The sequence below is a fragment of the Pseudomonas sp. CFBP 13719 genome (assembly GCF_014842095.1).
Taxonomy (GTDB): domain Bacteria; phylum Pseudomonadota; class Gammaproteobacteria; order Pseudomonadales; family Pseudomonadaceae; genus Aquipseudomonas.
Genome location: NZ_JACYVB010000001.1, coordinates 995760 through 1008093 on the forward strand (window position 1 = coordinate 995760; position 12334 = coordinate 1008093).

General features: G+C 60.3%; 11 protein-coding genes. 4 read left to right on the plus strand and 7 right to left on the minus strand.

Annotated features, from left to right (window positions below):
- Nucleotides 1–16: 16 nt before the first annotated feature.
- The 6 genes from cyoE to IFT57_RS04740 form a co-directional block, all read right to left on the minus strand.
- Entirely contained in the window at nucleotides 17–904 is an 888-nt protein-coding gene (gene cyoE, locus IFT57_RS04715; protein ID WP_192150731.1) for a heme o synthase, read from the minus strand.
- 11 nt (nucleotides 905–915) lie between these two features.
- Nucleotides 916–1248 (minus strand): cytochrome o ubiquinol oxidase subunit IV, encoded by a 333-nt coding sequence (cyoD, locus tag IFT57_RS04720; RefSeq protein ID WP_122479584.1) that lies wholly within the window; start codon nucleotides 1246–1248, stop codon nucleotides 916–918.
- On the minus strand, nucleotides 1249–1878 hold the full coding sequence (locus tag IFT57_RS04725; protein WP_122479585.1) for a cytochrome o ubiquinol oxidase subunit III: 630 nt from the start codon (nucleotides 1876–1878) through the stop codon (nucleotides 1249–1251).
- A 3-nt stretch (nucleotides 1879–1881) separates the two neighbouring features.
- Entirely contained in the window at nucleotides 1882–3897 is a 2016-nt protein-coding gene (gene cyoB / locus IFT57_RS04730) for a cytochrome o ubiquinol oxidase subunit I (protein WP_122479586.1), read from the minus strand.
- A gap of 3 nt (nucleotides 3898–3900) precedes the next feature.
- Entirely contained in the window at nucleotides 3901–4836 is a 936-nt protein-coding gene (cyoA, locus tag IFT57_RS04735; protein ID WP_122479587.1) for a ubiquinol oxidase subunit II, read from the minus strand.
- 573 nt (nucleotides 4837–5409) lie between these two features.
- On the minus strand, nucleotides 5410–5916 hold the full coding sequence (locus IFT57_RS04740; RefSeq protein WP_122713511.1) for a disulfide bond formation protein B: 507 nt from the start codon (nucleotides 5914–5916) through the stop codon (nucleotides 5410–5412).
- Between the two features lie 286 nt (nucleotides 5917–6202).
- Here IFT57_RS04740 and IFT57_RS04745 point away from each other — a divergent pair, with 286 nt between their 5' ends.
- Both IFT57_RS04745 and IFT57_RS04750 read left to right on the plus strand, forming a co-directional pair.
- The gene (locus IFT57_RS04745) at nucleotides 6203–7102 is read left to right on the plus strand and encodes a chemotaxis protein (protein WP_192150733.1); all 900 of its coding nucleotides are present in this window, start codon (nucleotides 6203–6205) and stop codon (nucleotides 7100–7102) included.
- 98 nt (nucleotides 7103–7200) lie between these two features.
- Nucleotides 7201–7515, plus strand: a complete 315-nt coding sequence (locus IFT57_RS04750; RefSeq protein WP_192050531.1) for a hypothetical protein — start codon at nucleotides 7201–7203, stop codon at nucleotides 7513–7515.
- 2 nt (nucleotides 7516–7517) lie between these two features.
- Here the strand turns inward: IFT57_RS04750 and IFT57_RS04755 are convergent, their stop codons facing one another.
- Nucleotides 7518–7808: a hypothetical protein gene (locus IFT57_RS04755; RefSeq protein ID WP_192050529.1), complete on the minus strand. Its 291-nt coding sequence runs from the start codon at nucleotides 7806–7808 to the stop codon at nucleotides 7518–7520.
- A gap of 275 nt (nucleotides 7809–8083) precedes the next feature.
- Between IFT57_RS04755 and IFT57_RS04760 the strand changes: the two genes are divergently transcribed.
- The gene (locus tag IFT57_RS04760) at nucleotides 8084–9235 is read left to right on the plus strand and encodes an efflux RND transporter periplasmic adaptor subunit (protein ID WP_192050527.1); all 1152 of its coding nucleotides are present in this window, start codon (nucleotides 8084–8086) and stop codon (nucleotides 9233–9235) included.
- Nucleotides 9232–12327, plus strand: coding sequence for a multidrug efflux RND transporter permease subunit (locus tag IFT57_RS04765; protein ID WP_192150735.1), 3096 nt, complete (start codon nucleotides 9232–9234; stop codon nucleotides 12325–12327). The genes IFT57_RS04760 and IFT57_RS04765 overlap by 4 nt, the downstream gene beginning before the upstream one ends.
- The last annotated feature ends 7 nt before the right edge of the window (nucleotides 12328–12334 follow it).

The following is a 12334-nucleotide window of genomic DNA, read 5'->3' on the forward strand; positions in this document are numbered from 1 at the left end:
TATCGCTGCAGCAGGATCAATGCGCGTAGGTCAGCAACAGCTCGCCCGGCGCCTTGAAATCCAGGGACATCATCACGCTCAGGGCGGTGATGGTGAAGATCGAGAACACGAACAGCTTGCGCGCCCAGACCTTGTCATCCACCGCCTTGTAGCCCGTCCAGGCCATGTACAACCAGTACATGCCCATGGCAGCGGCGACTGCAAGGTAGCTCATGCCGGCATAGCCACCCAGGGTCAGCATCAGCGTCGCCAGGAGGAAAGCCAGGATGTAGATCAGGATGTGCTTCTTCGCCACCACGATACCGCGCTTGACCGGGAGTACCGGAATCGAAGCCGCCAGGTAATCGTTGAAGCGGAAGATCGCGATCGCGTACGAATGGGGCATCTGCCACAGGCTGAACATCACCAGCAGCGTCAATGCCGCCAGATCGAAGCTGTTGCTCACCGCCACGTAACCAATCACCGGAGGCATGGCACCGGACAGGCTACCGACCAGGGTGCCGTGCACCGACTTGCGCTTCAGATAGAGGCTGTAGAAGCCCACGTAGATAACGAAGCCGATCAAGCCACACAGGGCAGCCAGCGGGTTGGCCAATACGTACAGCATGACCATCCCGGCAACCCCCAGTAGCGTGGCGAAGACCAGGGCGACCTTCACCGAAATCTGCCCCTGAACCAACGCGCGATTCTTGGTGCGCTCCATCTTCACGTCGATGTCACGGTCGATGCAGTTGTTGAATGCACAGCCCGACGCCACTACCAGCGATGTACCGATCACCGTGGCCAGAAACAGCCCGATGTCGACATGCCCTTGAGAGGCCAGGAAGAACCCACCTGCCACGGAAAGCACGTTACCGAAAATGATCCCCGGTTTGGTGATTTGGATAAAGTGCTTTACGGACATGTCCGGGTTCCTTACTTCGCCATCATGAAGTGATGGATGCTGAACATGATCCACAGCGACAGGCCAACCAGGAACGCGATGATCAACGCCGAGAACACGAAGGCAATCACGTTCCAGCGCTGTTCGGACGTGCGGTCCAGGTGCAGGAAGTACACCAGGTGAACCAGCACCTGAATCACCGCGAAGATCATCACGATCCACAGGGTAGCTTCCTTGGACATGCTCGGAAACATCACCAGGCCGAACGGAATCGCGGTCAGGATGACCGACAGCACGAAACCGATCATGTACGACTTGTAGCTACCGTGGCTGCTACCGGCCGAAGTGGTATGAGGGTTTGCCATTTACAGAGCTCCCATCAGATAGACGACGGTGAACACGCAGATCCAGACCACGTCCAGGAAGTGCCAGAACAGGCTGAGGCAGCTCATGCGCGTGTTGTTGGTTGCGGTCAGGCCTTTGGATTTGACCTGGGCGATCAGTACCGCCATCCAGATCAAACCGCTGGTCACGTGCAGGCCGTGGGTACCGACCAGGGTGAAAAACCCGGTCAGGAAGCCGCTGCGCTGCGGGCCGAAGCCCTCTTCGATCAGCTTGTGGAACTCATAGATTTCCATCGCGATGAAGCCTGCGCCCAGCAGGAAAGTGACGAACAGCCACTTCATCACACCGCTCTTGTCGTTGCTGTGCAGCGCCAGCATGGCGAAGCCATAGGTAATGGAACTGAACAGCAGCAGTGCGGTTTCGGCTGCCACGAAGGGCAGCTCGAAGATGTCGTGGCCCGAGGGGCCACCGGCAACGTTGTTAACCAGTACTGCATAGGCGGCGAAGATCGACGCGAACAGGATGCAGTCGGTCATCAGGTAGATCCAGAAACCGAAGACAGTCATGCCCCCGGAATCGTGATGATCATGATCGTCGTGACCGTGCTCGTGTTCGTGAGCCACTTCCGCGTTTAAGGTTGCGTTAGACATTGTTTAAGCCTTCTCCACCGTGGAGTTCAGACGAGAATCAACTCGTGCGGCGTTTGCCAGGCGAGCCATGCGTTCACCTTCGATACGAGCGACTTCTTCAGCCGGTACGTAGTAGTCGATGTCATCGTCATAGCTGCGCACGATCAAAGTGATGACCATGCCGGCCAGACCGATCGCAGCCGCCCACCAGATGTGCCAGATGGCAGCGAAACCCAGGATCAAACCGAAGAACGACATCAGCACGCCCATACCGGTGTTGCGCGGCATGTGGATCTGCTTGTAGTCCGCAGCGTTGGCAGTGGCTTCACCACGTTCCTTCATGCCCCAGTAAGCGTCCAGATCGGAAACCACTGGTTGCTCGGCGAAGTTGTAGAACGGTGGTGGCGACGAAGTCGACCACTCCAGGGTACGGCCATCCCATGGGTCGCCCGAGACGTCCTGGTTCAGATGACGATCGCGGATCGAGACATAGAGTTGCAGCAGCATGAAGCCGATACCGGCAGCCACGAACAGCGCGCCGACGAAAGCCACGTACAGCCACGGCGTCCAGTCTGGGTTGTCGGTGTGGTTCAGGCGACGGGTCATGCCCATGAAGCCCAGCACGTACAGCGGCATGAACGCCAGGTAGAAACCTACCAACCAGCACCAGAAGGAATACTTGCCCAGGCGCTCGTTGAGCTTGAAGCCGAAGGCTTTCGGGAACCAGAAGGTGAAGCCGGCCAGGTAACCGAATACCGCACCGCCGATGATCACGTTATGGAAGTGAGCGATCAGGAACAGACTGTTGTGCAGCACGAAGTCGGCACCAGGCACCGCCAGCAGAACGCCGGTCATGCCGCCGATGCTGAAGGTCACGATGAAGCCGATGGTCCACAGCATCGGAGTGGTGAACTCGATGCGGCCGCGGTACATGGTGAACAGCCAGGTGAAGATCTTCACGCCTGTCGGGATCGCGATCACCATCGTCATGATGCCGAAGAAGGCGTTGACGTTGGCACCCGAACCCATGGTGAAGAAGTGGTGCAGCCAGACGATGAACGACAGCACGGTGATGGCGATGGTTGCCCATACCAGCGATACGTAACCGAACAGGCGCTTGCGACAGAACGTTGAAGTGACCTCCGAGAACACACCGAATGCCGGCAGGATAAGGATGTACACCTCGGGGTGACCCCAGGCCCAGAACAGGTTGACGTACATCATCGGGTTCCCACCAAGCTCGTTGGTGAAGAAGTGGAAGCCCAGATAACGGTCAAGCGTCAGCATGAACAGTACGGCGGTGAGGATCGGGAACGATGCAGCGATCAGTACGGCGGTGCACAGGCAGTTCCAGGTGAACACCGGCATTTTCATCAGGGTCATGCCGGGCGCACGCATCTTCAGGATGGTAACGATGAAGTTGACGCCCGTCAGCAATGTACCCAGACCGGATATCTGCAATGCCCAGATGTAGTAGTCGACACCGACTCCGGGACTGTATTGGATGCCCGCAAGTGGTGGATACGCGACCCAACCCGTCTTGCCGAACTCGCCGACCCCCAGGGAGATGTTGACCAGCAGCGCGCCGACCACGAACAGCCAGAAGCTGACCGAGTTCAGGAACGGAAAGGCCACGTCGCGTGCGCCAATCTGCAGCGGCACGACGATGTTCATCAGACCGATCATGAATGGCATGGCCATGAAGATGATCATGATCACACCGTGAGCGGTGAAGATCTGGTCATAGTGCTCAGGCGGCAGGAAGCCCGTCGAGCCAGCAGTGGCCACAGCCTGTTGCGAGCGCATCATGATGGCGTCGGCAAAGCCGCGCAACAGCATGACCAGGGCAACGGCAATGTACATGACGCCGATTTTCTTGTGGTCGACCGACGTGAACCACTCGGTCCACAGGTACGTCCACTTCTTGTGATAGGTGATCAGACCGAACACCACCGCCCCGAGCAACGCAACGACGGCAAGTGTCACCATCACTATCGGCTCGTGGAAGGGCACCGCTTCCAGACTAAGTTTACCGAACATCTTTTACTCCTCTGCCCCAGCAGCTGAATTCTTGCCCATGTCCATCCCTTCGTTCGAGGCCTGCTTCCCCTCGTGGCTGACGCCTTTGCCTGGATTCATCCCTTCATACTTGTCGATGATGGTCTGGAACAGGTTCGGAACGTACGAGGAATACAGCTCGACCGGGTTTTTCTCGCTAGGTTTGGCCAGCGCTTCGTAGGTAGCTGCATCGAGCTGCTTAGGCGCGCTCTTCACTTCACTGACCCACGCATCGAAATCAGCCTGGGTCGTAGCGACTGCTTTGAACTTCATGCCGGTGAAACCTGCACCACTGTAGTTCGCGGAAATGCCGTCGAACTCGCCGTTTTCATTGGCGATCAGGTGCAGCTGCGTCTGCATGCCGGCCATCGCGTAGATCTGGCCACCCAGCTGCGGGATGAAGAACGAGTTCATGACCGAGTCGGAAGTGATGCGGAAGTTGACCGGTACATTCGCCGGGAAGACGATTTTGTTAACCGTGGCGATGCCTTGCTCCGGATAGATGAACAACCACTTCCAGTCCAGCGCCACCACCTGGATTGTGACCGGCTTGTGCTCGGATTCCAGCGGACGGTAGGGGTCGAGGTGATGAGTCGACACATAGGTCACGTAACCCAGCGCGATGATGATCAGCAACGGGATGCCCCACACCACCAGTTCGATCTTGGTGGAGTGCGCCCATTCAGGCGTGTAGGTCGCTTCCTTGTTCGAGGCACGGTACTTCCAGGCGAACGCGAGTGCCATGACGATAACCGGGATCACCACCAGCAACATCAGCCCGGTGGCGATGTAGATCAGGTTGCGTTCGTCGATGCCCACCTGCCCTTTCGAGTCGATCAGGGTCCACTTGCACCCGCCGAGAAAAAGCATGCCTAAAAAGGGCAGTATGCCAAACAGTCTGGGGTAACGCTTTTTACTCATCTCACGACCTCTAGAGCAGCTTGCTTCAATGCAATTGTGTTTTGGTAGCCAACACTTCGACCTGCCAAGCGCCAGCATTTATATCGGGATTGAATACGGACATGCCAGACTCGCAGTTGCTGCGGGGTGACAAGACCGGTCTGGAGCGGTGCAGCTGTCATGACGTGCGCAACCCGAAGGGGTTGCAGACTCTTTCCCTTGAGTGCACGGACCACCCAAGGGTTCAGCCAGGCAGTGCCAACGGTACGAAAAGTGCCTGTCATTGGTGCATGCGAGCACCTGACCTGCCCTTTTTGAGGCACTGACCTACTGAAATTTCCGCGATTGTAGTGAGCCTATTACCCATTGACTACGACTAATCCGGCAACAGGTATTTCCAAATTATGCAACAATCCGACGCACTTTCAAAGCCTTGCGACACGATGTCGCACCCTGGAAAACCCTTGCAAAGGCCCGTGTTTACAAGGCCATCGCGAATTCAAGGGCGGCACATTGCCACACTTGCGCCATGCCACCTGGAGCGCGGAATCAAATTCCGGCACGAATAATGACGAGCGCAGGTGCCTTGGCTACTCAGCGACGGGTCCGATTGCGATAGATGCCCAGAGGTACAAGAATAGCCGTCATCACGAATGCTACCAGCGCCCACTGCGCGAGGGACAGGCCCAGTACCGGTGGATAGGGCGTGGAACAGAACCCCTGCACCTGGAACACGCTGGGCATCAGGTTGGCCAGAGGCAGGCCGTCGACGATGGGTTGCAATGTGTCGATGCCGCAGCTGACCGCTGGATTGGCCAGCACCCACGCATGGCGACCGGCGGCCGCGATGCCACCCACCGCACTGAGCACCACCAGCCCTTCGCACACGGTCACGCCGGTACGACCACGCATCGCTGCGCCGATGAACGCGAACAAGGCGATGAACAACAGGGCGTAGCGTTGCAGGATGCACAGCGGACAAGGCGCCTCGCCCAACACGATCTGCATGTACAGCGCGCCGCCGATCAGGGCCAGGCAGATCACCCCCAGCAGCACCAGGAAACGGCGTTCGCGGTTGAGGCGCAAATTGACTTCGTTCATTGCAGCTTTCCCTTCACAGGCCAAAACGGGCGGGTTTTCGATGCGCGCCAGTCTACACGCTGACTCGTGCGGACGACTGTAGGAAAACTCCGGTAATAGGGTGTAACCAGAGATTTCTGCGAGCCTTGCTACAGTAATGCCCTGGCGATTAAACCGGCGTTAAGACCCTGCTCACGGCCTAGCGACGATCGCGTTAAAGCCTGCGCACGTCGAGTCGATACATAGGCAACGCACTCGTTGGGCCGGCTGTTCGCGGCCCTGCATCGGTTCCATCAAGAAGGTTCACATGGCATCCCAGAACGCCCGCGCAGATTCCCTTTCGCTGTTGCTGTTCACCTTGCGCAGCGGCAAGTTGATGGCCATCAACCTGCTCAAGGTCAGCGAGATCATCCCCTGCCCTGCCCTGACCCGGCTCCCTGAAGCGCACCCGCACGTCAAGGGTGTGGCAACCCTGCGTGGCCAGGCGTTGTCCGTCATCGACCTGAGCCGGGCGATCGGTGAGCAGCCCTTGCTCGATCCTTCCGGCGGCTGCCTGATCGTTACCGACGTCAGCCGCTCCAAGCAGGGCCTGCACGTGCAGGCTGTCAGCCGGATCGTCCATTGCCTGAGCACCGATATCCGCCCGCCGCCCTACGGCTCGGGTACCAAATCGTTCATCACCGGCGTTACCCAGGTAGACGGTGCCTTGGTGCAGGTGCTGGATATCGAGAAAGTCATCCACGGTATCGCCCCGGCACGGCTGCAGGGCGACCCTCAACGCTTGAGCGATGCCGACGCGCGCTGCCTTGCCAACGCCAAGATCCTGGTTGTGGACGACAGCCATGTGGCGCTGCAGCAGTCGCTCATCACCCTGCGCACACTGGGCATCGAATGCCGCACTGCGCGCAGCGCCCGCGAGGCGATCGATTGCCTGCTGGAGCTGCAGGGCACCGATGCGCAGATCAATGTGCTGGTATCGGATATCGAGATGTCGGAAATGGACGGCTATGCGCTGACCCGCACGTTGCGCGACACGCCGGACTTCAAGGACCTCTACGTCCTGTTGCACACCTCGCTGGACAGCACGATGAACAGCGAGAAGGCGCGCCAGGCCGGTGCCAACGCGGTGTTGACCAAGTTTTCTTCTCCGGAACTCACCGGCTGCCTGATCACGGCAGCGCGTTTCGTCGAGGAACAGGCACACTGAAACAGCCGTGGTCTGGCGCAGGCCGTGCATCCAGGTACGCGGATGAACGCCACTTGGGCATAATGGCGGTCTGTTCACAAGGCGCAGGAAACACGACCATGAAAACCTACCTGACCCTGTTGCTTGCACTTGGCAGCGTCACCACCCATGCGGTGGCATCGACCGACCAGGCCTGGGCGGAACACGACAAGCGCGTTGCCAGTGCCTGCCTGAAAGCCACCACGCTGAAACAGGCCCGAGTGGCCAGTGCTCCCGCCGAGTTCGAAGACCGCGTAGGCTACACCGCAGTGCTGGTTCAAGGCCGCTATCCGCAGGCGCACATGAAGAACCAGCCTGGCGCAGAACTTTGCCTGTACCACAAACAGAGCCGCAAGGCGTTCGTGACCCAATGGGACTCGGTCCAGGGCAAGTAGCGTCACAGCAGGATGAATGCGTAGAGAATACTGATGAACGGCATGTTGCCGGCTCTCTCGTCGAGGGCCTCCAGGGCCGCGAACTTGAGCATGAACGACACGACCACCAGCGCCCTCACCCAGGGCACGCGCGTCGACAGCAGCAACAGCATGCCCAGGGCGAGGGCGAATTGAAACGCGCAGCATTTGATCGCCGCCGGCAGCGTGCTGACGTATAGCAACGCCAGCATCACGGGAATCAGACTCGCCAGCAGCAATCCTTTGCCATACTTCACACAGTCCATAACGATCACTGGCCTTCCTTCACTTATCGACTTGTTGTAAGGAAGAAAGTCTCTGGTGATCAACTGGGCGGCGCTATAGGTCTATTCAGCGCACCCTGTAGGAAAAGCCCGATAGACACCGTTGGCGCATTTCCTCTGTAGCTGAACGATTTTTCCCCTTCTGAATCAGCACTGCGCCGCAGGCATGGGCGGCCCAAGACCCATCGTCCAGGGGCTTGGGCTTGGCAAGGCGGCGCGACTAAGGTCAAACTGCCAGCTCTTCCTCCTGCCGGTGTCCGATACACATGCGCATAGCCATCCGACCGCTGTTACTGGCAGGCCTGCTGCTTGTCGTCGTGTCTGGCGCGGCCTGGCTGCTGCTCAATCGCACTGCAGCGAACAAGTCTGTGCCGGCACTGCCCGTCCCGGTGCGCGTGGTCAGCGTGGTGCAGGCCGATGTGCCGCGTTATCTCACCGGTATCGGCTCGGTGCTTTCCCTGCACAGCGTGACGGTGCGTGCGCAGGTCGATGGGATTCTGGCGCAGGTAGCCGTGAAGGAAGGCCAGTGGGTCAACAAGGGTGATGCTCTGGCCAGCATCGACGATCGTGCCATTCGCGCCAGCCTTGCCCAAGCGCGGGCGCAAGCCAGTCAGAGCCAGGCGCAGCTGCAGGTGGCAGGGGTCAATCTGCGCCGCTACAAGGACCTGAGCCGCGACAACGGCATTTCGCGTCAGCTGCTCGACGAACAACAGGCCCTGTTCGAGCAGCTCACCGCGACCTTGCAAGGCAATCAGGCCGCCATTGCTGCCGCTCAGGTGCAGTTGTCCTACACCCAGATTCACTCTCCGGTGACCGGTCGGGTCGGTATCCGCCGTGTGGATCCGGGCAACTTCCTGCGTGTCAGCGATGCCGAAGGCTTGTTCACGGTGACCCAGATCGACCCCATCGCCGTGGAATTCTCGCTCCCCCAGCAGGAACTGGCGACGTTGCAGTCCTTGCTTGATCGACCGCAGCCGGCAGTGGTTCGCGCCTACATCGATGGCGATACCGAAACAGGCAAGCTGGTCGGCGAGGGTCATCTGACGCTGCTCGACAATCAGATTGCCGCAAGCACCGGGACCATCCGCGCCAAGGCCGAGTTTCACAACGGCCGACATACCCTGTGGCCTGGCCAACTGGTCAGTGTCGGCTTGCAGGTCGGCGTCGAACGCAACGCCTTGGTGGTACCGTTGGCCGTGGTGCAGCGTGGTATCGAGGGCCATTACGTGTACCGCGTGACGGATGCCAAAGTCGAGCAGGTCCCGGTGCAGGTGCGCTACCAGACCTCGACCCAAAGCTTGATAGACGGTGTGGCCGCAGGTGACGTGCTGGTCAGTGACGGGCAATCGCGGCTAAGGCCGGGCGCCCGCGTACAGGTACTCGAGCCAACGGCAGACAACGCAGCGACCCCGCGATGAGCAACGGGCGCTCGATCAGCGCCTGGTGCATCGACCATCCGGTCGCCTCCGTCCTGTTGACAGTGGCACTGGTGTTGCTCGGGGGCCTGGCTTTCACCCGACTGGCGATCGCGCCACTGCCCGAAGCGGACTTCCCGACCATCCAGGTCAACGCGCAACTGCCCGGCGCCAGTCCGCAGACCATGGCCTCTTCGGTGGCCACGCCGCTGGAAGTTCAGTTCAGCGCCATTCCCGGCATGACCCAGATGACTTCCAGCAGCGCGCTGGGCTCGACCAACCTGATCCTGCAGTTCAGCCTGAGCAAAAGTATCGACACCGCCGCCCAAGAGGTCCAGGCGGCGATCAACACGGCCGCCGGGCGCTTGCCGCAGGACATGCCGAATCTGCCGACCTGGCGCAAGGTCAATCCGGGTGACAGTCCGGTGCTGATCCTCAGCGTCAGTTCGGCGCTAATGCCCACTCACGTGTTGAGCGACTACACCGAAACCCTGCTGGCCAGGCAACTGAGCCAGATCGAGGGCGTTGGCCAGGTCTACATCACCGGCCAGCAACGCCCGGCGATCCGTGTCCAGGCTGCCCCAGAGCGCCTGGCCGCATTGCAACTGACGCTTGCCGACCTGCGCGGTGCTATCCAGCAGACAAGCCTGAACCTGGCCAAGGGTGCTTTGTACGGTGACACCAGCGTGTCGACACTGGCCACCAACGACCAGCTCTTCGAAGCCCAAGAGTACGCGCAGCTGGTGGTGGCCTACCGTGATGGTGCCCCGGTACAACTCAAGGACGTCGCGACCGTGATCAAGGGTGCGGAGAACGCCTACGTGCAATCCTGGTCCGGTGACCAGCCAGGATTGAACCTGACGATCTTCCGCCAGCCCGGTGCGAACATCGTCGACACGGTCGACCGCATACTGGCGGCCATGCCCCGCCTGCAGGAGATGCTGCCGGCAAGCGTGGATGTCACCGTACTCAATGACCGCACCCAGACCATCCGTGCATCACTGCACGAAGTCGAACTGACGCTGCTGATCGCCGTGCTGTTGGTGGTGGCCGTCATGGCGCTGTTCCTGCGCCAGCTGTCGGCCACGCTGATCGTCTCCAGTGTGTTGGGGGTTTCGCTGATCGCAACGTTCGCCGCGATGTACCTGATGGGTTTCAGCCTGAACAACCTGACCCTGGTCGCCATTGTCATCAGTGTCGGTTTCGTGGTCGACGACGCAATCGTGGTGGTGGAGAACATCCATCGCCATCTGGAGGCCGGTGATGGCATGCGTGAAGCGGCGATCAAGGGCGCCAGCGAGATCAGCTTCACGGTGGTCTCGATCAGCTTTTCGCTGATTGCCGCGTTCATTCCGCTGCTGTTCATGGGCGGCGTGGTCGGGCGGCTGTTCAAGGAGTTCGCGCTGACGGCCACCTCTACCATCCTCATTTCGGTGGTGGTTTCCCTGACCCTGGCACCGACGCTGTGCGCGCTGTTCATGCGCCGACCCGCACACACCGCACGCGCAGGCTTCAGTGAGCGCCTGCTGGCCTGGTACGACAAGGGTCTGATCCGCGCACTGGCTCACCAGGGCATCACTCTGGCCGTGTTCGGCTTGACCGTTGCATTGTCGGTGGCGGGCTACGTGCTCATTCCGAAGGGGTTTTTCCCGGTGCAGGACACCGGCTTCGTTCTCGGCACGACCGAAGCGGCCGCCGACATTTCCTACAAAGACATGCAGGAAAAACACCTTGCGCTGGCCCGTATCGTCGGCGCAGATCCAGCCGTCAGGGCCTATTCCCACGCCGTGGGCGTAACCGGCAGCAACCAGACCATCGCTACCGGGCGATTCTGGATCGGCCTCAAGGAACAGCGCGAACGCGACGTGTCGGCCAGCGCATTCATCGACCGCTTGCGGCCCCAGCTCGCCCAGGTGCCTGGCGTGGTGCTTTACCTGCGCGCCGGACAGGACATCAACCTGAGCGCCGGGCCAAGCCGCAGCCAGTACCAGTACGTGCTCAAGAGCAACGACGGGCCGAGCCTGAACCTGTGGACCGAGCGCCTGACCGAACGACTGCGCGCCAACCCGGCCTTTCGCGACCTGTCCAACGACCTGCAGCTGGGTGGCAGCGTGACCCACATCAGCATCGATCGGGTCGCGGCGTCGCGTTTCGGCCTGACCACCAGCGACATCGACCAGGCGCTGTACGATGCATTCGGTCAGCGCCAGATCAACGAGTTCCAGACCGAGACCAACCAGTACAAGGTCATCCTCGAACTCAAGGCGGACCAGCGTGGCAAGGCGCAGAGCTTGCAGTACTTCCATCTGCGCTCTCCCCTGACCAACGAAATGGTGCCGCTGTCGGCCGTGGCCAAAGTCGAGGCGCCCACTCAGGGCCCGCTGTCGATCAGCCACGACGGCCTGTTTCCGGCGGCCAACCTGTCGTTCAATCTGGCGCCCGGCGTGGCCTTGGGCGAGGCCGTCGTCCTGCTTGAACGCACGCAAGCCGAATTGGCCATGCCTGCCTCCATCGCCGGCAGCTTTCAGGGCGCTGCCCAGGCTTTCCAGAGTTCGCTGGCCAGCCAGCCCTGGCTGATTCTGGCTGCACTGGTGGCGGTCTACATCATTCTGGGCGTGCTGTACGAAAGCTTCGTTCACCCACTGACAATCATCTCGACCCTGCCATCGGCTGGGCTGGGCGCCTTGTTGCTGCTATGGCTCTGGGGACAGGATTTTTCCATAATGGCCTTGATCGGCCTGGTCTTGCTGATCGGTATCGTCAAGAAGAACGGCATTCTGATGATCGACTTCGCCCTGCATGCGCAGCGCAGCGAAGGCCTGGACGCGCGCGAAGCGATTCACAAGGCCTGCCTGACGCGCTTCCGCCCGATCATCATGACCACACTGGCGGCACTGCTGGGCGCATTACCGCTGATGTTCGGCTATGGCGCCGGCGCGGAACTGCGCCAGCCGCTGGGCATCGCTGTGGTGGGAGGCCTGCTGATCAGCCAGATGCTGACGCTGTTCACCACTCCAGTGATCTATCTGCAGTTGGAGCGGTTGTTCCATCGCACCGACGGGTCCAGAACGCCCGCATTGCCGGCCAGCCACTGAACGTCGA

Excerpts from the sequence above, each read along its gene's own strand:
- cyoE (WP_192150731.1), bottom strand. The coding sequence starts at position 904 with ATGTCCGTAAAGCACTTTATCCAAATCACCAAACCGGGGATCATTTTC.
- cyoD (WP_122479584.1), bottom strand. The coding sequence starts at position 1,248 with ATGGCAAACCCTCATACCACTTCGGCCGGTAGCAGCCACGGTAGCTAC.
- IFT57_RS04725 (WP_122479585.1), bottom strand. The coding sequence starts at position 1,878 with ATGTCTAACGCAACCTTAAACGCGGAAGTGGCTCACGAACACGAGCAC.
- cyoB (WP_122479586.1), bottom strand. The coding sequence starts at position 3,897 with ATGTTCGGTAAACTTAGTCTGGAAGCGGTGCCCTTCCACGAGCCGATA.
- cyoA (WP_122479587.1), bottom strand. The coding sequence starts at position 4,836 with ATGAGTAAAAAGCGTTACCCCAGACTGTTTGGCATACTGCCCTTTTTA.
- IFT57_RS04740 (WP_122713511.1), bottom strand. The coding sequence starts at position 5,916 with ATGAACGAAGTCAATTTGCGCCTCAACCGCGAACGCCGTTTCCTGGTG.
- IFT57_RS04745 (WP_192150733.1), top strand. The coding sequence starts at position 6,203 with ATGGCATCCCAGAACGCCCGCGCAGATTCCCTTTCGCTGTTGCTGTTC.
- IFT57_RS04750 (WP_192050531.1), top strand. The coding sequence starts at position 7,201 with ATGAAAACCTACCTGACCCTGTTGCTTGCACTTGGCAGCGTCACCACC.
- IFT57_RS04760 (WP_192050527.1), top strand. The coding sequence starts at position 8,084 with ATGCGCATAGCCATCCGACCGCTGTTACTGGCAGGCCTGCTGCTTGTC.
- IFT57_RS04765 (WP_192150735.1), top strand. The coding sequence starts at position 9,232 with ATGAGCAACGGGCGCTCGATCAGCGCCTGGTGCATCGACCATCCGGTC.